Below are 19,421 nucleotides of genomic sequence, written 5' to 3' on the forward strand. Positions count from 1 at the left end.
TGTTCCCCCGCCGCCCGACCGATAAAATCCTTGATTCGCCCCGTTTTAGGAATCATCGCTATGAAAGCCGACGTCCATCCCGAGTACTACGTCACGCAGGTCACCTGCGGCTGCGGCAACAGCTTCACCACCCGCAGCACCCGCAAGGAGCTGAAGCTCGATATCTGCAGCGCCTGCCATCCCTTCTTCACCGGCAAGCTGAAGTTCGTCGACACGGCCGGCCGTATCGAGAAGTTCAAGAACAAGTTCTCCGCCGCCGGCTACGCCAGCCTCGGCAAGAAGAAGGCCGAAAAGGCGACGGCCGAGAAGTAGCGACAGGAACTCCAGCGCTCACCCGCCGGCGTCCAGCCGCGGCCGCGCGCTTTCTGGTCCCCATCCCCGATGAGGGGAGGGCTAGGGAGGGGAATCAGCAGCGCCCGTCCGCGCTCCCCCCGCCTGAGTTCCTACCGCCTACACTCACCAGCCTACAGCCTTCTCCCCATGCGCGATCTCCTCGAAAAAACTCTCCACCGTTTCGAGGAACTCGAGCGCCAGCTCGTCGACCCCGTCATCCTCAGCGATTCGCCGAAGCTCACCGCCGCGATCCGCGAGCATGGTTCGCTCAATCGGCTCGCCACGAAGTACCGGCGGTTCAAAGAGCTGAACCTCCAAATTGCCGAGGCCCGCGAGTTGGCCGAGGGCGACGACCTCGACATGCGCGAGCTGGCCGAGGCCGAGTTGCCGGGGCTGATCGAGGCGCGCGAAGAGCTTTGGAACGAGTTGCTCACCCTCACCCTCGGCGGCGCCGACGCCAATCGCACCCGCTGCGTGATGGAAATTCGCGGCGGCACCGGCGGCGACGAAGCGGCCCTCTTCGCCCGCGACCTGTACGAAATGTACAAGCGGCACGCCGAGACGAAGCGGTGGAAGATCGAGGTCCTCGATCACAGCGCCACCGAGCTCGGCGGCTTCAAGGAAATCTCCCTCTCCATCGAAGGGGAAGGCGTCTACCGCGAATTGCAGTACGAGTCGGGCGGCCATCGCGTGCAGCGCGTTCCCGCCACCGAAACGCAGGGCCGCATCCACACCTCGGCCGCCACGGTCGCCGTGATGCCCGAGCCGGAAGACGTGGAAGTCGACATCAAGCCCGACGACTATCGCCTCGATAAGTTCTGCGCCAGCGGCCCCGGCGGTCAGCACGTCAACAAGACCGAATCGGCCGTGCGGCTCACCCACTATGAGACTGGCATCGTCGTGCAGTGCCAGGACGAAAAGAGCCAGCACAAGAACCTCGCCAAGGCGCTGCGCGTCCTCAAAGCCCGCGTCTACGAGGTGAAGCGCGAGGCCGAGGAGAAGAAGCGCTCCGAGGAACGCAAGACGCTCGTCGGCTCGGGCGATCGCAGTCAACGGATCCGGACGTACAATTTCCCCGACAATCGCGTGACCGATCACCGCATTGGGCTCACGCTTTACAAGCTCGACCAGATCATTGCCGGCAACCTCCAACCGGTGACCGACGCCCTGATCGACTACGACCGCCAGCAACTCCGCGACGCCTTCGCCGCAACCGAATAAGACTTAACCGCCAAGGACGCCAAGAGCGCCAAGGTTGTTAATAGAAAACTAGTAGCACCACCACGACACGACGAGCACAACGAAGAAGATGGATTGAGATAGTTTTCCGCCTTCTTTGATTCTTGTCGTATTTGGATTTCCGTCGTGCTCGTTGTGCCGTTGTGGTGAACACACCCGTATTTCCTTGGCGCACTGTTTCATCAACGAACTTGGCGTCCTTGGCGGTTCAAATTCATCATGTCAGACGCACCGTGGACTATCGGCCGGCTCCTTAACTGGACGACCGATTTCCTCAAGGAGAAGGGCGCCGAGTCGCCGCGGCTCGACGCCGAGGTGCTGCTGGCCCACGTCCGCGGGTGCAAGCGAATCGAGCTCTACACGGCGTTCGAGCAGCCTGCGAGCGAAGAGCTGAGGGCGAAATTCCGCGAGCTGATCAAGCAGCGGGCCGCCGGCAAACCGGTGGCCTACCTAGTGGGGCACCGCGAGTTCTTCTCGCTGCCGTTCACCGTGACGCCAGACGTGCTGATCCCGCGCCCCGATACCGAGCTGCTCGTTGTCCGCGCGCTGGACATCGCCAAACCCCAGCCGCGGGTCAACGACCCGCCGGAGCGAACCGAAACCGACGACGCCCCAGAAGCTCCCGCTGCCAAACCGACGCCCCCGCCGGCAAAGCCGATGGCGATCGCTGACGTCGGCGCCGGCAGCGGCATCATCGCCGTCACCCTCGCGAAGCACCTGCCGACGGCGACCGTGACGATGATCGACGTCAGCCCTGCCGCGCTGCAGGTCGCTCAAGGCAACGCCGAGCGGACGAAGGTGAGCGACCGGATCGAAGCGATCGAAAGCGACCTCTTCGCCGCCGTCCCCGCGGAGCGGAAGTTCGATTTGATCGTCAGCAATCCGCCGTACATCACGAGCGCGGAGATGCAGCAGTTGGCCGTCGACGTAAAACGCTACGAACCGACGCTGGCCCTCGACGGCGGCCCGGAGGGGACCACTGTGATCGAGCGCCTCATCCCGCAAGCGGCGGAGCGGCTGCGTCCCGGAGGATGGCTGCTGATGGAGATCAGCCCGACGATCGTCGATCGCGTCGAGCAACTGTTGGAGGCCGAGCCGCGACTCGAACGTCGGCCGACGCAGAAAGACATGGCGGGCCTGGCTCGCGTCGTTCAAGCACGGCGAAAGGAGGAGCGATGAGTCATCCGCTGCGTTGGTTAGCCTTGGTGGCGCTGGAGCAGCCGGTGCTGCCGACGTTCGAGCATCTCGCCGCCTGGTACGGCGAGCGCTTCCCCGACGATCCACAGCCGGCGCTGGCCAGCGCCACCGACAAGCTGCTGACGTTCACGATCGGCGATCTTACCGCGGCGATCACGCTGATCCCGCGGCCGATTCCCTGGTCGCAGCTGGAAGGCCCGTGCGCGACGGCGTGGTATTGGCCCGAGGCGCCCGAGGAGATGCGCGACCATGCGGCGCACCTGTTGGTGGCGGTGGTCGACGAAGGAGGCAAGTCAATCGAGAAGGCGGCCACTCTCACGCGGCTGACCGCGGCCACCGTTGCGGCAACGCCGAGCGTCGGCGTCTTCTGGGGGCCGGGCCGATTGGTCCACGCGCCGGGGGCGTTCGCCGAACAAGCAATCCAGATGCGGCCCGACAACTTGCCGCTGTTCCTTTGGATCGACTTCCGCGTCGAGCAGACCGAAGACGGCGTCTATCGACTTTACTCGACGGGGCTCGAAGCCCTCGGCGAGAGCGAGATCGAAGTCGAACGCTTCGACGGCAGTCCGCAGGAACTGCTCGATTTCGTCTACAACTTCGCCCATTATCTGATCGACCAGAAGAAAGTCATCCGCGACGGCGACACGATCGGCCTCACCGATGCGGTGCAGGTGACCGCCCACCGCGGCCCCTCAATGCTCGGCGGCGATTTAGAGGTAATTCAACTCCAGTTTGAAGTCAACGGCAGCTGAGAAGTGTGTCATCCTGAGCGAAGCGAAGGATCTATCGCGTCAAACGAGCTCCTAGATTCTTCGCTCCGCTCAGAATGACAGTAATGCGTTACTCCTCCAAGCGATCCGGATCGTCCCCGACCCCGGCAGCCGCTGAATCGATCCCGCCGCCATCCTCCCCCGGCCCGCGCTCGGCAATGACGAGCGGCCCGCGATAAATCCGCTGCCGTAGCGGATTCTTGCTGCTCGTGAGCGGCCCGCTGTGCGGCTCGCTGGCGAGCGTCGCCATCATCATCTGGAGCTTTGCGTCCATATCGTCCGCGTAGTGAACCAGCAGGGCCTCCGGCGTCATCGGCGGCTTCGGCGCCCCCCACTCCGGCAGCCGCTGGTGCGCGATGATGATATGTTCCAACCGCAGCAGCTTCTCTGGATCGATCGGATGCTGCGCCGCCATCTCACGCAGGATGTCCCGCCCCTGCAACATATGGCCGATGAGCACGCCGGCCGGCGAGTACTCGGCCCCCATCGGCGTGAGTTCCAGCTCGCGCAGCTTGCCGATGTCATGCAGCACGCCCCCCGCGATCACCTGATCCTTATCGAGCGGCGGCTGCATTTCGGGGCACATCTCGGCGTACTTGTCAGCCAGATAGACGCACGTCTTCGTCACGCTCAGCACATGCTCCAGAAATCCGCCGGCGTAAGCATGATGATTATGAGTCGCGGCGGGAAGTTTGAGCAGCGTCTCGCGATTTGCATCGAGGATCGCGACCACCAGCGTCGACACCGCCTCGTCCTTGACAGATTTTACGACCAGCTTTCGCAGCTCGTCGAACATCACCGCCGCGTCGACGCGAGCTTTCGGCAGACACATCGCCGAGTCGAACCCCGCGGCGACGTCCTCGTCGTTCACCGCGCGGATGCGGCGGATATCGAGCTGCGGCCCGAAGTTCGTTTCGCGGTAGGTCGCCCGCAGTTTGAAGAACTCGCCGACGGTCCACTGATCGCGGCACGCGGCGGCGAGGGGCGCATCGCCCCAGATGGGGAAGCTCACCTCGCGCTTCGCATCGCGGAACGTTACCCGGAAGTAGGGCTTCCCGTCGCGGGTGGTGAGCGTCTCCTTCGCCGTCAGCAGCGCGAAGAAGTCGGCCTCCTGGCCATTGGCGAGTTCGGCGAGCAGGACGGTAGTCGCAGTAGCGGCTGGCATGGCGGTGAGCTACAAAAGGCAGGAGCGGTTTCGCAAGTGATAAGATACCAAGGGACGAAATCGCTTGCCATCAGAAGGCCTGCCGCTTAGATTCGCGGCGACTCTTCCGAGAGCTTTTTCAGCATCCCGCCGAGTTGGGTCCGCAGCGCCTCCATTACCGGATCGACCTTCGATTCGCGGTCGCGGCGGCTATTCACAGGAATTGGATCGCCGACTTGGACGACGGCGTGCAGCGGCCGATGAACCCGGATCTCATCGGTAAAGTCTTCCTCGAAACGCTCGACCGTTTCGAGAATATGCTCCTTGATATTCTTCTGCGAGAGTCGCACGTAGTTGCGTGGGTAATGGGACATCTGCTGCACGTAGTAGCAAGCGGCGAGCTGTTTGCGGAACTGCTGGCGATCGACGTCGGACGTCTCCTTCGCGAGCAGAGCCGGTAGAATCGCGGCCCGCAGGTTTTTCACGCGCGCTACCACGCCCTCAGCGGGTTCGATAATGCTCCACCGCGTTTCCAGCTTCGTCAGCACGTCCTCAATCAGGTTGTCGACGCGCTCGTAGAAGTCGCCAGTGCGGGCCGAGCCGAAGTACTCGATCTCCTTGAGGGAGAGCAGCGCTTGGCCGATCTGCTGCAATCGCTGCACCAGCGGCTTGTCCTGTTGCGGAAACCAGGAAAAGTGTCCCTCGATTTCCTCCAGTACGGGCGTAACCGTCGCTTCGAGGTCGCCCTTGAAGAAGTAGCGAATCGCCACGGGATGAATCACGACGGCGCCGGCGCCGGGGATCTTCTCGCGGCGCTTCGCGGCCGTGCGAGCGATGAACGCCGTGCCGTCCATCAGCGGCATCAGCTCGTCGTTGTGGCGCGAGATGGCGCCTTCGGCGAAAATCACAAGCGGCCGCTTGCCGTCGACGAGAATGTCGACGGCCGTGCTGATAGCCTGCCGATCGACTCCTTCGCGGTAGACGCTGAATGCGCCGACGCGGCGGAGCATGAAGCGGCTCAACCGGCTCTCCATGAATAAATGCCACGACGCCATCGCGTGGAGATCGCACTTGGCGATGCGCGAAAGTTGGACGAACGTGAGCGGATCGGAGAGGCGGCAATGGTTCGGCGCCAGGATTACGCTGTTGCCGGCGGCGAGCGACGCTTTCAGCTTCTCGCCATCGCGAGTTTCGACCGAATAGATGCCGTAAGTCTTCTTGATCCAGTGCGGGATGTAGTAGCGGAGCAGTTCGGGCCAGATCTTGGAGTAGATCGGGGGGATGAACTTGTACGGCTCTTCAATGACGACGTTTTGCATCCGTGATTGTCTGCTGACTCACTCAACGACGGTAACTTGCTGCAGGACCAGAACCCTCGGCCGCCCCGCAAACTTTGCCCAGGTCGCTCAATCGCGACCGCACTGAAAAGATACCGCAGTTTCCGGCGTTCTGCCCAGTCCGGTCTGCTGGGGTGTCGATACTTTGTTTGGTCGGGCGGTTCAATTCTTCGCTTCAAAAGACTAGGACGGCTGTCGCACGTGAAGCCGATCAAGAAAGTCATCAAGCCCCGCCGCGAGGCGGCTGAGAACGACGCTGCCCGCTGGCAGGAGTCGTTCGTGCGCTACTTGCGCACCGAGTGCCACCTGGCGGAGAATACCGTCGCCGCGTACGGGCGCGACCTGAAACGACTCTTCAAGTGGCTCGGCAATCGGCAGTTGGGACAGCTGAGGGTGAGCGAGCTGGCCCGCTATCCCGCGTGGCTGGCCGAGCAGCAACTGGCGCCAAAGAGCGTCGTCCGTCATGTGGCGTCGCTCAAAGTCTTCTTCCGCTACCTGCAGTTAGAGGGCGTGCTGGCGGAGAACGAGGCGGAGCTGCTCGGATCGCCGAAACTCTGGCAGCGGGTGCCGGAAGTGATGTCGCCTCTGCAAGTTGACCAGTTGTTGGGGGCTCCCCGGCGATCGGACGGACTGTGGATGCGCGACCGTGCGCTCTTGGAGCTGCTCTACGCCACCGGTTGTCGGGTCTCGGAACTCTCCAACCTCGCCCTCCGCGATCTGCATCTTGCCGAACGGTATTGCATTTGCCGCGGCAAGGGCGACAAGCAGCGAATCGTGCCGCTTGGCCGTCGCGCGGTCGAAGCGGTCGAGCGCTATCTGCGCGAGGAGCGCGGCAAGCTGGCCGGCCACCGTTCGCCGACGCCGGGATGGGTTCTGCTGTCGACGCGGGGCGATCGATTGCGGCGGGAACGGATTTGGGAGCTGCTTAAACGCTATGCGGCGCGCGTCGGCGCGTCGCCGGAAGTGAGCCCCCACTCCCTGCGTCACAGTTTCGCGACCCACCTCCTGGCCGGCGGCGCCGACCTCCGTCAGGTTCAAGAACTACTCGGCCACGCGAGCATTGCAACGACGCAGATCTACACGCACGTCGATCACACGCGACTGAAGAAAGTCCATCAGAGCTTTCATCCGCGCGCGTGACCCGCTTGTCATCCTGACCCGCTTGTCATCCTGACCCGCTTGTCATCCTGACCCGCTTGTCATCCTGACCCGCTTGTCATCCTGACCCGCTTGTCATCCTGACCCACTTGTCATCCTGAGCGGAGCGAAGGATCTGGCGAGTCGAACGAGCTGCTAGATTCTTCACTTCGCTCAGAATGACGTGGTGGCGTGCCGAATGACATCGTGGCGTAGCGAATGACTTAGTGGCGTGCCGAATGGCGCTGCTGGACGCCGCCACGCGCTACTGCTTCGCCCAGCGGCTGCCAGGGTACTTTTCGGCAAGCTTTTCGGCCGCTTCTTGCGCCCGACTGTCGCGCCCCACGTTCTTCCACAGCGGAATCAGCTCGTGAAGCGCCTTCGCATGGGACTCTGCCTCTTGGCTGTAGAGAAGGTCGACGTGGAGGAATGCGAACAGGGCCCCGCGCGGGTCTTTTCTTTGCAGGTAGCAGTCGCCCAGAGCGTTGTAGGCGCGGGCTAGTAGCGTTGCGTCTTCCGGCGGCGCCTTGGCAATGATGTCGCTGATCGCGGCGGTCGCCTCCTTCACTTGTCCCGCCGCCGCCTGACTCACGGCGCGGTCGAGCGTCGCTGCCAGTTTTAGCGAGGCGATTTGCGCTCCATCGTCGGTCGAGGCGACGACCTTAGCGAACTCCGCGATCGCCTTCGCGTGATCGCCTTCGGCTTGATAGGTGCGGCCCACTAGCAAGGCGCTGTTGAGCTCGAAGTAGGGCGACTTGGCCTTCGCTAGTTTGGCGTACTCGGTGCGGGCGTTCGACGGTTGCCCCGCCGCCATCAACAGGTCGCCCAGCGTCTCGATCGCTTGCGGCAAGTGAAAGCTCTTGCCATGTTTGGCCATGAAGGCGCGCACATCAGCCGCGGCGGCGTCGGGAGCGCCGCTGCCGGCCAGCGCCAGCCGCGCTTTCGCCAGCGCCGTGTAAAAGTCGACGTCGGCGATCACTTCCTCGCGCGTCACGTCGGTGGCATCGATCTTGGCGAGCGACTCCAACGCCTCTTGCGGGCGGCCCGTCTGCAGGGCGTTGCGTGCCGTATTCAATCCCGGCGGTTCGCCGCCAAAGGTAATCGCCTCAATCTCTTCCGACGGGACAGTCGATTCGACGCCGCTCTTGGAGATGGTCACCCCCAGCGGCGTGATGGCGGCGACCTTGCCGCTATCGACGCCGTTGTGGCGGCGAATGCGATCGATCGTGCTCTGGGCAAAGGCAGTTGGCGCCAGGGTGAGCGCTAAAAACGCCCAGGCGGTCGTTTGCAGCAGCAGCCGACGACTCATTGAAATGCAGTTCACTTTTTCTCAAGCTCCAAGTTGACTTGCTTCAGCAACTCGTCGAACAGCGGTTTCCAATTCGGCCCGCCGAGGCCGGGATACAGCTTCGCCATCTGCTCAATGTTCGTCTTGGCGGCTTCCAATTGCTCGCGTCGCTTGGCCTCGTCGGGCGCGACTTTGCCGGCAAGAAATCTCGACTTGGCGACGTTGTAGCGTGCCTCGAAGAACAATGTCTCGAATCGATTGGCCCGCTGACGCGTCTCTTCGGTGACGGGCGACGCTTTGGCGGCTTGCGCTGCCGCCGCATTGGCGATGGACGCCAATTGAAGCCAGCCCCAGATCAGGTTCTTGCCATTTTTCTGGCGCAGATCGCCGCGGATGGAACGATCGAGAGCGTCGACGTCGCGCTTTTGGATGCCCCACTGCTGCAAGGCAACGGCGGCGCCCTTTTGCAGATCGAGCATATTCGGCTTCTCAGCCAGGATGGCGCCGAATTGCTTCACGGCCTCCTCATGCTGGCCCGTGGCGGCGAGACACTCGGCCAATCGCATGCGAACGCCCAGGATCGCCCCCGGCTCGGGCGCGTACTTGGGGTCCGCGATCGCCGCTTTGAGCATTGCATCGTACGCAGCCGTCGCGCGATCGATGTAGGGTTTGGCTTCGTCCCCAGCGAGTTCCTGCCCCAGTTGCAAGTTGGTTTGAGCGATCCAGCCCCGCACCCGCCACTGGTCGGCGTCCGGGCGGGCCGAGACGCGCTGCAGTACGTCGCCGAAGGCGTCGGCGACGCGCTTGGCTTTGTCGCTTTGCCCCGACGCGTTAAGCTCCTTCAACTGTCGCTGCAGCTGACCGCCGAGCCCCAGGTAAACGTCGGTTAGTTTCGGCGCGTCGCCGCCAGACTCGGCAAACTTTTCCAGCGCCTCCATCATCCGCTGCGCTTTTTCGCGGTCGGGCTGTTCGGTGGAAAGATACGCCCGCAGGGCAGCGGTGTACGTTCCGAGAATGAACTCAGCGTTCTGAACCGTCTCGGCTCCCCCCTCAACAAGCGTGAGGGGGCCGACCTTCTCGTTCTCGAGAACGCTGACGGCTTGCTCAGCGTCACCATTGGCCAGCAAGTATTGGGACAAGTACAGGGCGCCGACGGCGGCAGCGTAGTTGGAAGTTCCTTGCTCGCGCAGCGCGGCGAAGCCCTTGCCGAGGATGGCGCCGGCCTTCTCGCGAAGGGCAATCGCCTCCTCGCTCGGATTCTCGCGACTGCCGGCGGTGGCCCTCAGGTACTTCGTCCACAATCCCGCGCCCAAGCTAAGCTGGGCCGCGCCGCGACTCTCGGCCGGCAGACGTTCGAGCAGCGCTTCGGCGTCTTCCAGACGGTTCTCGCGGAGCGCCGCTTGAATCAGCACATTCGCGGCGGAGGCGGCTTCGGGCGACTCGGGCCAGCGAGTGGCGACGAGCTCGGCCAACTCGGCAAGCTTGGATGATTCGTACGAGGGGAGAGCCGCCTCGCCTCCGCTCTCGGCGCTTTTCGCCCCCCGCGCTTCGATGGAGAGGGCTTCATACGCGGCCAGCGCCACCTTGGCAGCGCTGGCGGCAAACGGATTCTCGGGGTAGTGCGTCGCGAGAAACTCCGACAACACGGCGGCCTCATGGAGCTGCTTGTCCTCCCAGTACAGCACGCTGAGGAAGTAACGGGCCGTGTTGAGCTCGTCGATGGGCGTATCGGCAGCGGCCAACCCGAGCGAAGCTTCGAGCATGCGCCGGGCCTCGGCGCGGTTGTCGCGAGCCTGCTTCTGAAGCTCGTCGACGGCCTCCGGATTGTTTTCTTCGGCGAGCTTCGCCGCGGCGTTCGACGAGTTCCACAACTCGATGGCGGTCTTGCCCGCTTTGAAGGCCTCGTCGAAAGACTTGGGTTTCCCGCCGGGCGTCGACGCCGGCGCCAAGGCCGCCAGCGCCACTTGGGCCTGCTGGCGGAACTCGTTCGGATGTTGCGACGCCTCGCGCACCAGATTGCGCGCATTCGCCTGGATCCGCTTCGCTTCGCTATCGCCAAGCTTTCCCTCTTTGATCTTCGCTTGATAAGCATCGGCCAAACGATACGCCACTTCGAGCCATTCGGGCTGTTGCCGCTCCGCTGGCTTGGAGGCTGCGAGCCAGTCCTCGCTTTGACTAATTGCATCGTCGACTTTGTCGAGCGCTAACAACGACTCGGTGCGATGGCGGTGCGCTCGGGCCGCCCAGCGGCGAAACTCGGGATTGTCGGCCGGCAGGCGGGTGATGTCTTCGTAGCACCCGAGGGCCTGCTGGTACTCTCCCAACTCCTGGGCGCACCGGCCCTGATAAAATCGGCTCGACGTGCCGACGAGCGAATCTCGATACTCTTCGACCAGTTCGCCGAACTCCTTCGTCGCCGTATCGAGCGCCTTCTTGAACGGGGGCGAATCGCGCTCGAACGTGGCCGCTTGCTCGAAGTCTAGCCGCGCCACGAGAAAGCGGGCTTCGACTTGACGATCGCGGAGTTGATCGCGCCGAGCCTTGGCCGCCGCGTCGGCCTGAATCGCGCCCGCCTTAGGCAGCGCGGCAATCTGCGCGGTGGTGGTCTTCACGACTTGCGCCGCAGCCGCGGATGCCTTGGCGAGGAGCTCTCGAGCCTTCTCGGCAAGTTCGGCACGCTGCGCCGTCGCGTTGTCGGGCAGTTGCCGCGACTCTGCCAGCAGCACGAGCGCCTGCTCGGCGTAGATATTCGCGGACTGGCGTCGCGCGTCGATCGCGGCGGTCGATTCGGCTTCTTGAGCGGCGAACTTCTCAAAGTCGGCCGCGGCCTCGTTGAGCATTCGCTCGCGCTCGGCGCGATTGCGCGTCTGCCGAGCGCGGGCCGCGACGCTGAGCGCCCGCTGGTAAGGCAATTCCTTGGCGAACTCCGGCGTCGCCAGCGGCGATGATTCCACCCAATGGAGGTACTCGACCGCCGTGTCGTCCCATCCCCGCTTGCGCAGCGCCTCGGTAAACACCGCGTTCGCATCGGCTGCGTCAACCGGCGCGGCGGCCAGCATCAAACCGGCGCAGCCGATCCAACCGATCGCGGCCGCGAGTCCGCGCACTGGAAAGAGACGAATTCGAGTCACAGGCGAAGGTAGCCGAAACGTTGACGCAACGACGGCGCCGACCACTCGGTTTACGGCAGAGAAGGCGTCGTTACAGTTCGAGCTTTTGAGAAGGAACCGACGCCGGGCCAACGCCTTACGCCAATTCGCTCTCTGTTCCACCTTCATCTTAACGGGACGGTTGCGGGGGGACAAAGCTTTCTCGGCTGAAAATGGCGTCGCCCCTCGCCGGCGTCGGCCAGTCGCGAGCGGTTCGCCGCTTGGAGCGTCTGTAACGGTGGCGCTGGCAACCGAGGCGGCCGGGGACGTCGTCGGACAGCTGGCGACGCGGCGAACGCCCAGCGTCAATCACGGGCGCCTCCATTCTGCGAAGGACCGGCCCCAGGCGACGCGACCGCACGCCTGTCAGCTAGTGCGCGGGTCGCCGTTATCCGATTTTCCGCGCCGCGCCGCGAGCGATGGCTCGCCGGCGGGCGGCGCGTTACGATGGACCGCTCGCCGACCTGCTCGAGCCCAACCAGACGCCGCCAAGGTCACTCGCGGCACGAAATCTTCATGAGCGCTATCACCGAGCCCGCGAAAGCTCCTCAGCCAGAGCGGACGGTCAAACATCCCATGTCGTGGTACATGCCGCGCTTTTGGCATGGCATGCGGCTCTCGACTTGGTTGCGCGAACTCACGCGCAACCGCTTGGCCGTCTCGCCAAGTCGCATGCCAATGACCGTCGCGGTCACTGGCTTCACGGCGCTCAACTCGGTGCTCGCTGCCGTCGACAGCGCCCTCTACGGCCGCCAGGTCGAGGCGACCGAACTCGTAGCGCCGCCGATCTTCATCCTGGGGCATTGGCGATCGGGGACGACGTTTCTGCACGAGCTGATGATCCGCGATCCGCAGCATACGTACTTCACCACCTACCAATGCTTCACGCCGCATCATTTCGTGCTGACCGAGCGGAAGCTCGTGCCGTGGATCGGCGTCTTCGTTCCCGAGCGCCGACCGATGGACAACATGGCGGCTGGTTGGGACCGCCCCATGGAAGACGAGTTCGCCCTTCAGAGCCTTGGCGTGCCGACGCCTTACCTCTCCACGATGTTTCCCAACCGAGGCGAGGCGTATCCCGAATACCTGACGCTGCGCGACCTTCCCGTCGCCAAACGCGAAGCGTGGAAGCACCAGCTGTTGCAATTCTGCAAACGGCTGACGTTTCAGGATAACCGGCGGATCGTGATCAAATCTCCGGCGCACACTGCGCGGGTGCGCACGCTGCTGGAAATGTTTCCGGACGCGAAGTTCGTCCATATTTCGCGCGATCCTCACGCCCTGTTTCGGTCGACGCTCGGGCTGTGGCGTTCGCTGAACGCCGAAGAGGGATTGCAGGCCGTGCGGGAAGATCGCTGGCTGGAAGACTTCGTCATCGACTCGCTGCGGCGAATGTACGACGCTTACCTCGAGGATCGCCAGTTGCTGCCGCCGCATCAACTGGTCGAGCTGCGCTACGAAGATCTCGTCGACGATCCGAAGTCGCAGCTCCGCTCGATTTACGAGCGGCTGGAGTTGGGCGACTTTGCTCGCGTGGAGCCGGCGCTCGATGATCACTTGGACGACGTGAAGAACTATCGGACCAATCGACACTCGATCGACGGCGAGTCAAGCGAGCGCATTCGCCGCGAGTGGGCGCGCTATTTTGAAGAGTTCGGTTACGTGTAGGCGCTTCTGCTGCCCCGGGCTCCGCCCGGGGGTCGCGTGGCGTGAAGGCGACGCGTTCACTACTTGGTGCCGACCCCCGGGCGAAGCCCGGGGCTGCAATCACGTTACGCCGTACGCAGCGCCGGCATCTTCTTGCCTTTGAGTTGGTAGACGTAGGCCAACACCTCGGCGACCGCCCCGTAGCTTTGATCCGGTATCGGCCGATTGACGTCGACCTCCTTGTAGAGCAATTGGGCCAGCGGCTTTCGCTCGACGACGGGAATGTTATTCTCCAGGGCCAGTTTGCGAATCCGCTGGGCGATGACGCCCGCCCCCTTCGCCACGACGACCGGCGCCGCCATCGTTTCGGGGTCGTATTGAATGGCAATGGCCAGCTCCGTCGGATTCGTCACGACCACGTCGGCCTTCGGCACCTTGTCGCCGATGCGATTGAGCGCCATCTGCCGCTGAATCTGGCGACGACGCGCGATGATCTGCGGGTCGCCCTGCATATTCTTCATCTCTTCGCGAATCTCCTGATGCGTCATCATCAGGTCTTGCTCAAACTTCCACTTTTGGAAGCCATAGTCGAGCAGCGCGAGCGCAAATAGCGTCGCCCCGACCCAGAGGGCCGTGGCGAAGATCACGTCGATCAGCAGCCGGGCGAGGTCGGGGAGATCTAGTTCACTGGCGTAGACAAGCTCGTTCCAGCGCCCTTGAATCACCGTGGCGGCGACGGCGCAAACAATCAGAATCTTAATCATGCCGAAGCCGAGCTTGACGACGCCTTGCAGCGAGAAGATCCGCTTTAGCCCCGCCAGCGGGCTCAGCCGCGAGAGGTCGGGCTGGATTTTGTCGGGGACGAACAGCAACCCAATTTGCAGCACCGTCGACAAGGCTCCGGCCACCGTCATCACGCCCAGGATCGGCAGCATCCCGACGCCGAAGGTTTTGAGGACCGAGTCGGAGATGACGATCAATTCTCGATCGTCGGTTACCAGCGAGCCGCCGCCGGTGCTCAGCTGCCGTTCCATGAAGAGCATCACATGGTCGATCACGCCGTAGCCGTAGTAGCTCAGGACGAGCACGCCGACGAGCAGCAGCGCGGCCGAGCCAAGGTCCTGACTGTACGCAACTTGGCCCTGCTCGCGGGCCTGTTGCCGGCGATGCGGTGTGGCGTCATGACTCTTTTCGCCTGATTCCTCAGCCATTTTCTATTTGGCCAGTTGTCCGTCGCCAGTAATTGGTCGCGAAGACGCGCGGAGCACAACGTTGGCGGCGGCAGCGACTGACGACGAACCGCTGACAACGGGCTATCCGCTAGTCGCCTTGTCTTTCGCCTGTTCAGCCGCCGCGTGAATCGCGTCGACCAACATCTCGACAGCCGTGACGGCCGCCTGGGGAAACGCCCACGCGATCGCGCCGATGGAAACCAGCACCGCACCGGCGGTGAGCAGTGCGTTGACGCTGAAGCCGACGACCAGAATATTGATCTGGGGCAGCGTGCGACCAATGAGTCCGAGCACGAGCGTGGCCAGCAGCAGCGCCGCCATCGCTGGCGCCGCCGCGCGAATTCCGAGCCGAAAGCTTTGACCCATTAGGGTGGTCATCGCCGAGACGTACGATTCGCCGATGACGGCTCGCCCCGGCGGCAACCATTGGTAAGTGTCGAGCGTTGCCTCGATCAGCAGTCGATGCCCGCCGAGCAGCACGAACATCGCCAGCGTCAAAAAGTAGAACAGTTGCGAGTAAACGGGCAGGCTCTCTTCCGACATGATGTCGTAGCCTTCGGCCAGCGCTGTGCCGCCGAGTTGACTGATGATCTGGCCCGTGAGCTGGATGCCGCTGAGGAGAATCAACAGCCCCAGTCCGAGCAGCAGGCCGATCAGCGCTTCGTTCAATACGAAGTGGCTGAAAGCCGTCATATTGCGCATATCGACGGGCGCCTGTGACGCATGCAGCGGCGTGATCATGATCGCCATCGCGAACGCCAGCAGTGCGCGAGCTTGCAGCGGCGCCGAGCGCGGGCCAAAGATCGGCGCCGTCATCATCAGCGCGCCAATGCGGGCCAGAACGAGCGTGAACGTGCCGAGTTGGTGGACCAGAAACGGCTCAAGAATGGCGGCGTTCAACGTTTACCTCGGTGGGAGCCGTCTTTGACGCCGATCTGGGCGTGCCGCCCAGGAGGACGAGACTCACAATTTGTTGGGAATGTCGGCGATCAACTCGCTCGTGTACTCGATCAGTTGCGACAAGATCCAGGGCAGCGAAAAGACCAACGCCAGGACCATTGCAATCAGCTTCGGCACGAACGCGACCGTCTGCTCCTGAATTTGCGTCAGCGCTTGCAGCAGTCCGATCACCAGACCGACCAGCATGCCGGCGACCAGGATCGGCGCCGACACGAGCGTGGCGATCAACAGCGCCTCGCGGCCCAGGTCAACGGCGTCTTGCGGATCCATGGCAGGGTCTCTTCTGAACTAACGCACTGAGCGCGCGTTCTTCGGCCGTCAGGCGAGGACTTGAAAGCTCTCCATCAGCATCTCGACCACCAGCCGCCAGCCGTCGACCAGCACGAACAGCAGCAGCTTGAACGGCAGTGAGATCAACACGGGCGGCAGCATCAACATGCCCATCGAGATCGTGACGCTTGCCACGATGATGTCGAGTACGACGAACGGCAGGTAAATTTGGAACCCGATAAGAAAAGCGGTCTTCAGTTCGCTTAGCATGAATGCCGGCAACAGCGCCGTCAGCGGGACGTTTCGCTCGTCGGGCTTGGCGTCGAAGTACACATAGTTGGTCGGCAATTCACCAGTCTTGGCGTCGATTTCGCTGGGCAGGTACTTCAGGAACAGGTAGACGTCGTCGTCGTTCTCGGTCCTGCGAATCTGCTCCGCCATGAATCGCCGCACCGGATCGGTGCCGCGCTCCCACGCCTCGTCGAGGCTGATTTTCTCTTCAGAGTAAGGCTTCAGCGCATTTTCGTAGACCTGCGTCCACGTCGGCGCCATCAGGAGGGCCGTCATAAAAATGGCAATCGCCGTGATCACTTGGCTCGGCGGCAACTGCTGCGTGCCGAGCGCCTGTCTCAGCAGACCCATGACGACGATGATCCGCACGAAGCTGGTGGTCATCAGCAGAATCGCCGGAGCGAGGCTGACGACCGTCAGCAGCAGCATCACTTGAATCGTGCTGCTGATCCCCGACGGGCTGGTCCATTGTTGCGGCCCGCCCATCGCGTTGAGCGCCTGCGGGACAAGCGACGGGCCCGCCGCCGTTTGCGCGGCAACCGTGGAACTGCTCACTGCCAGCGCCAGAGCAACGATGATCGTGAGCGGCTTAAGCACGGCGACGTCCCCTGCCGTTAGCCGCTTCGGCGCCCAGGAATCCCTGCGCCGGTTCGCGAGCGAGTTGCGCCAACACCTGCTGGAATTCGGCGGCAGGGCCATGACCGCGTCCGCTCGCACAAACTCCCGTGAGTCGATCGACTTCGATCGGGTCGATGACCTCGGTCAGCGGTTGAATCCCGTCCGCCGAAACGGCCACCAGCACCAGCTTGTTGCCCACTCGCAACAACTGGGCAACGCTCTGCGGCGTTAGCGGGGCCCGGCCCAGCACGGCAAAGGCTTCGTTCGGCAAGAGACCCCCGTGCTTCGTGCCGCCGCTCCGACGCAGGAGCCACATGCAAACAAAGAAGAGGCCGACGACAATCGCCAAGCCGGCGCCAGCCGTCGTGAGCGAGTCGAGCTTCGAGAATGAATCAGGCAGCCGGCTCTTGATTCCGTCGGCGAGGCTCTGGCCATCGCCCGTCGACACCATGAAAGGCTTCGTGCGGGGAGCTAAGTGCCGCGATTCGTCAGCGGCCGGCGCTGCGGCAGCGCTCAGCGGCAAAGCAACGCCAGGCAGCGGCGCCGACGCTTCGGGTGTTTGTTGCGGTTCGGCCGGCTGTTGAACGTCGGCGGCGGCGATGGGCTGCTCAGGCGAGTTCTCGCCAGCGTCAGTCGCGGTTGGGGCATCGTGGACCGCCTGCATGACTTCGCCGTATCGCGGCATCATGGCAGGAGCGGACTCTTCAGTCGGGCCAGCGGGCGGCGTCGCGTCACGGGCGTCGGTCGACGGCGCACCGGTCATCGCATTACCAGCGTCGCCGCTGTTGCCAGCGGGCGCTGGGGGCGTCACGGCGCCAAACTGATAGGCCGGGATCGACGGCGGCGCCGGCTCATTCGAGGGGCGCAGTCGGTTCTCGCCTAGTGCTGGCGCGCTGGCGGCGCCTCCCCCGTTTGGGCTGACGGCCGAGCTAGCGGAGTCGCTGGCGCCGGCACGCCGATAAGAGAGGAGGATTTCGTCGTCTGCCGGTCCGGCAGAGCTTTCACCCAGCGCCGCGGCAATAAATCCCCCCCACGCGACCGCCATCAACGCTGCCCGACAAGCGAGTCGCGTCGAGGTTGCCAGAGGTGGAGGCAGAATCAGGTGCATGCGAGCCGAGAGGGACTTGCGAATTGAGCAGAGTTAGCAGCCCCGCGACGCAGATCGCCGCACAAGGCCCGCGGCTTATAGAATTCGCCAGATTTTTCGACCAGATCAGTTAAAGTTCGGGGGCTGTCATTGCCGACAGGCTTATTTCCCCTAGCCGGGCCGCCGGCAGCCTGTCACGGCGCCGCGAGGACTCGCCCACGGCTTACAATGGCAATGTGCCACTTCGGGCAGCCACCAGTTCGCTAGCAGTGCTGCCGCGGCGTGCTAATTTCGGTATCGTAGCTTTATGATTTTCTCCTGGCTGAGAAACCGTCGTCGCCGTCGCGTGCTGGCCCAGCCCTTTCCGAAGGAGTGGGAAGAGCTTCTGCAGCGACGCGTTCGCCACTATCGCTACTTGCCGCCGTCGCATCAGCAACGCGTGCGGCAGATTGTTCCGGTGATGGTTGCGGAGAAAGAGTGGGCCGCCGCGGGTGACTTCAAAGTGACGCCGGAAATGGCCGTGACCATCGCCGGTCAGGCCGCGGTGATGGCCAGCGGATTCGACGAGCCATACTTTTTTGATCGGCTTCACACCGTCGTCATCCATCCGAAAACGATTCGGTTCGCTCCCGAACAAACCAGTCGAAATCCGAATCTTCCCGGCGGCTGGCTGAGCGGCATCGCTTGGCATCGCGGACCGGTCGTGCTGTCGTGGGGCGAGATTCGCACGGAGTTGACCGGCCGCTCTCCGGGGCGGAACGTCATTCTGCACGAGTTCGCCCACTATCTCGACGGTTTGGACGGCCCTGCCGACGGCAAGCCGCCGATGTCGAGCAAAGAGAGCGAGCGCCGTTGGTACGCGGTGACCGAAGCCGAGTACCTGCGGCTGGTCGGCAGCGCCCGTCGCGGCGAGGCGACGCTGCTTGACCACTACGGGGCGTCGAATCGCGCCGAGTTCTTCGCCGTGTCGACCGAATACTTCTTCGAGCTGCCGCACCAGCTCTACGAACGGCACCCCGATCTATACGCCGTGTTGCAGGAGTTCTACCATCTCGATCCGCGGCAGTGGCTGCCGCGCATCGAATCGCCGCGCCAGGACGACGCCGGCGATGGGGGCGACTTCCAGCGCTTTCGAGCCCGCCGTCAGCGTCGCAGCGACGTCGCGCAGTTGAAGGCAGTCCAGGCCATGGCGCCCGGCGACGCCCTCTATGCACTCGCGTTCGATCATCTGCAGCGCGGGCGCCCCGCGGACGCGATACGGCTGTTTGATCAGTTGCTGGAAGTCGATCCGCGTGACGAGGAATCGCTCGCTCATCGGGCGCTCGCTTACCTGCGCCTGCAGCGGTTGGCGGAAGCGCGGCGCGATTGCGAGGCGGCCTTGGCAATCGACCCGCAAGACGCCGAAGCCCTCTGGGCTCGGGGCGCCGTGGCGCTGCAGGAAGGTCGCACCCTGGAAGCGGTGAACGACCTCAGCGAGGCCGTCGACGCCTCGCCGCAAAACATCGAAATCCGCCGCGCTCGCGCCAGCGCCTGGATGGTCGCGGGCTGGCCGCAAAAGGCGGTCGCCGATCTAACCGAGGCCCTCAACATCGAGCCGCACGACGCCGAGTTGCTGGCCGAGCGCGCTCGCGCGTACCAAGCCTTGAACCGCACGGCCGACGCCAATCGCGACATTGCCCGGGCCAAACTGCTCGAGCCAGAACTCGCCTGGCCGGCGTGACC

The 19,421-nt window shown here is 63.6% G+C and carries 16 protein-coding genes; 7 read left to right on the forward strand and 9 right to left on the reverse strand.

What is annotated here, in order from left to right; translation table 11 throughout:
• The first annotated feature begins 60 nt into the window (after positions 1-60).
• The 4 genes from rpmE to I41_RS20605 all read left to right on the forward strand — a co-directional run bounded on the left by rpmE (position 61) and on the right by I41_RS20605 (position 3,521).
• The gene (gene rpmE / locus I41_RS20590; RefSeq protein ID WP_145434796.1) at positions 61-312 is read left to right on the forward strand and encodes a 50S ribosomal protein L31; all 252 of its coding nucleotides are present in this window, start codon (positions 61-63) and stop codon (positions 310-312) included.
• Between the two features lie 168 nt (positions 313-480).
• On the forward strand, positions 481-1,554 hold the full coding sequence (prfA, locus tag I41_RS20595) for a peptide chain release factor 1 (RefSeq protein WP_145434797.1): 1,074 nt from the start codon (positions 481-483) through the stop codon (positions 1,552-1,554).
• Between the two features lie 237 nt (positions 1,555-1,791).
• Positions 1,792-2,751 (forward strand): peptide chain release factor N(5)-glutamine methyltransferase, encoded by a 960-nt coding sequence (prmC, locus tag I41_RS20600; protein WP_145434798.1) that lies wholly within the window; start codon positions 1,792-1,794, stop codon positions 2,749-2,751.
• Positions 2,748-3,521, forward strand: a complete 774-nt coding sequence (locus tag I41_RS20605) for a DUF4261 domain-containing protein (RefSeq protein WP_145434799.1) — start codon at positions 2,748-2,750, stop codon at positions 3,519-3,521. The genes prmC and I41_RS20605 overlap by 4 nt, the downstream gene beginning before the upstream one ends.
• 88 nt (positions 3,522-3,609) lie before the next feature.
• On the opposite strand, the gene I41_RS20610 is transcribed toward I41_RS20605, so the two are convergent.
• On the reverse strand, positions 3,610-4,704 hold the full coding sequence (locus tag I41_RS20610) for a 3'-5' exoribonuclease YhaM family protein (protein WP_145434800.1): 1,095 nt from the start codon (positions 4,702-4,704) through the stop codon (positions 3,610-3,612).
• Between the two features lie 86 nt (positions 4,705-4,790).
• A complete protein-coding gene (locus I41_RS20615; protein ID WP_145434801.1) occupies positions 4,791-6,002 on the reverse strand; it encodes a 1-acyl-sn-glycerol-3-phosphate acyltransferase in 1,212 nt (403 codons plus the stop codon).
• A gap of 219 nt (positions 6,003-6,221) precedes the next feature.
• Between I41_RS20615 and xerD the strand changes: the two genes are divergently transcribed.
• Positions 6,222-7,160: a site-specific tyrosine recombinase XerD gene (gene xerD, locus I41_RS20620; protein WP_145434802.1), complete on the forward strand. Its 939-nt coding sequence runs from the start codon at positions 6,222-6,224 to the stop codon at positions 7,158-7,160.
• A gap of 262 nt (positions 7,161-7,422) precedes the next feature.
• Here the strand turns inward: xerD and I41_RS20625 are convergent, their stop codons facing one another.
• Together I41_RS20625 and I41_RS20630 are read right to left on the reverse strand one after the other, a co-directional pair.
• Complete coding sequence (locus I41_RS20625; RefSeq protein WP_145434803.1) at positions 7,423-8,481, reverse strand: tetratricopeptide repeat protein; 1,059 nt, start codon at positions 8,479-8,481, stop codon at positions 7,423-7,425.
• Positions 8,478-11,576 (reverse strand): tetratricopeptide repeat protein, encoded by a 3,099-nt coding sequence (locus I41_RS20630; RefSeq protein ID WP_145434804.1) that lies wholly within the window; start codon positions 11,574-11,576, stop codon positions 8,478-8,480. The genes I41_RS20625 and I41_RS20630 overlap by 4 nt, the downstream gene beginning before the upstream one ends.
• Before the next feature lie 534 nt (positions 11,577-12,110).
• Here I41_RS20630 and I41_RS20635 point away from each other — a divergent pair.
• Positions 12,111-13,262 carry a sulfotransferase family protein gene (locus I41_RS20635; protein WP_168207054.1) on the forward strand — a complete coding sequence of 384 codons (1,152 nt, stop codon included), beginning with the start codon at positions 12,111-12,113 and terminating at the stop codon, positions 13,260-13,262.
• A 104-nt stretch (positions 13,263-13,366) separates the two neighbouring features.
• Here I41_RS20635 and flhB read toward each other — a convergent pair whose 3' ends face one another.
• From flhB to I41_RS20660, 5 genes are all read right to left on the reverse strand, one after another.
• Entirely contained in the window at positions 13,367-14,452 is a 1,086-nt protein-coding gene (gene flhB, locus I41_RS20640; protein ID WP_145434806.1) for a flagellar biosynthesis protein FlhB, read from the reverse strand.
• A gap of 102 nt (positions 14,453-14,554) precedes the next feature.
• Positions 14,555-15,373, reverse strand: a complete 819-nt coding sequence (locus I41_RS20645) for a flagellar biosynthetic protein FliR (RefSeq protein WP_145434807.1) — start codon at positions 15,371-15,373, stop codon at positions 14,555-14,557.
• Between the two features lie 63 nt (positions 15,374-15,436).
• Positions 15,437-15,703, reverse strand: coding sequence for a flagellar biosynthesis protein FliQ (gene fliQ, locus I41_RS20650; RefSeq protein ID WP_145434808.1), 267 nt, complete (start codon positions 15,701-15,703; stop codon positions 15,437-15,439).
• Between the two features lie 48 nt (positions 15,704-15,751).
• Positions 15,752-16,591: a flagellar type III secretion system pore protein FliP gene (gene fliP / locus I41_RS20655; RefSeq protein WP_246133715.1), complete on the reverse strand. Its 840-nt coding sequence runs from the start codon at positions 16,589-16,591 to the stop codon at positions 15,752-15,754.
• Positions 16,584-17,657 carry a FliO/MopB family protein gene (locus I41_RS20660; protein ID WP_168207055.1) on the reverse strand — a complete coding sequence of 358 codons (1,074 nt, stop codon included), beginning with the start codon at positions 17,655-17,657 and terminating at the stop codon, positions 16,584-16,586. The genes fliP and I41_RS20660 overlap by 8 nt, the downstream gene beginning before the upstream one ends.
• Before the next feature lie 349 nt (positions 17,658-18,006).
• On the opposite strand from I41_RS20660, the gene I41_RS20665 reads away from it, so the two are divergent.
• On the forward strand, positions 18,007-19,419 hold the full coding sequence (locus tag I41_RS20665; RefSeq protein ID WP_145434811.1) for a M90 family metallopeptidase: 1,413 nt from the start codon (positions 18,007-18,009) through the stop codon (positions 19,417-19,419).
• Positions 19,420-19,421: the final 2 nt, after the last annotated feature.

It is taken from the genome of Lacipirellula limnantheis (assembly GCF_007746075.1).
GTDB lineage: Bacteria > Planctomycetota > Planctomycetia > Pirellulales > Lacipirellulaceae > Lacipirellula > Lacipirellula limnantheis.

Bases quoted from the DNA above. Each gene is read 5' to 3' on its own strand.
- rpmE (WP_145434796.1), top strand. From the start codon at position 61: ATGAAAGCCGACGTCCATCCCGAGTACTACGTCACGCAGGTCACCTGC.
- prfA (WP_145434797.1), top strand. From the start codon at position 481: ATGCGCGATCTCCTCGAAAAAACTCTCCACCGTTTCGAGGAACTCGAG.
- prmC (WP_145434798.1), top strand. From the start codon at position 1,792: ATGTCAGACGCACCGTGGACTATCGGCCGGCTCCTTAACTGGACGACC.
- I41_RS20605 (WP_145434799.1), top strand. From the start codon at position 2,748: ATGAGTCATCCGCTGCGTTGGTTAGCCTTGGTGGCGCTGGAGCAGCCG.
- I41_RS20610 (WP_145434800.1), bottom strand. From the start codon at position 4,704: ATGCCAGCCGCTACTGCGACTACCGTCCTGCTCGCCGAACTCGCCAAT.
- I41_RS20615 (WP_145434801.1), bottom strand. From the start codon at position 6,002: ATGCAAAACGTCGTCATTGAAGAGCCGTACAAGTTCATCCCCCCGATC.
- I41_RS20635 (WP_168207054.1), top strand. From the start codon at position 12,111: ATGAGCGCTATCACCGAGCCCGCGAAAGCTCCTCAGCCAGAGCGGACG.
- flhB (WP_145434806.1), bottom strand. From the start codon at position 14,452: ATGGCTGAGGAATCAGGCGAAAAGAGTCATGACGCCACACCGCATCGC.
- fliQ (WP_145434808.1), bottom strand. From the start codon at position 15,703: ATGGATCCGCAAGACGCCGTTGACCTGGGCCGCGAGGCGCTGTTGATC.
- I41_RS20660 (WP_168207055.1), bottom strand. From the start codon at position 17,657: ATGGCGGTCGCGTGGGGGGGATTTATTGCCGCGGCGCTGGGTGAAAGC.
- I41_RS20665 (WP_145434811.1), top strand. From the start codon at position 18,007: ATGATTTTCTCCTGGCTGAGAAACCGTCGTCGCCGTCGCGTGCTGGCC.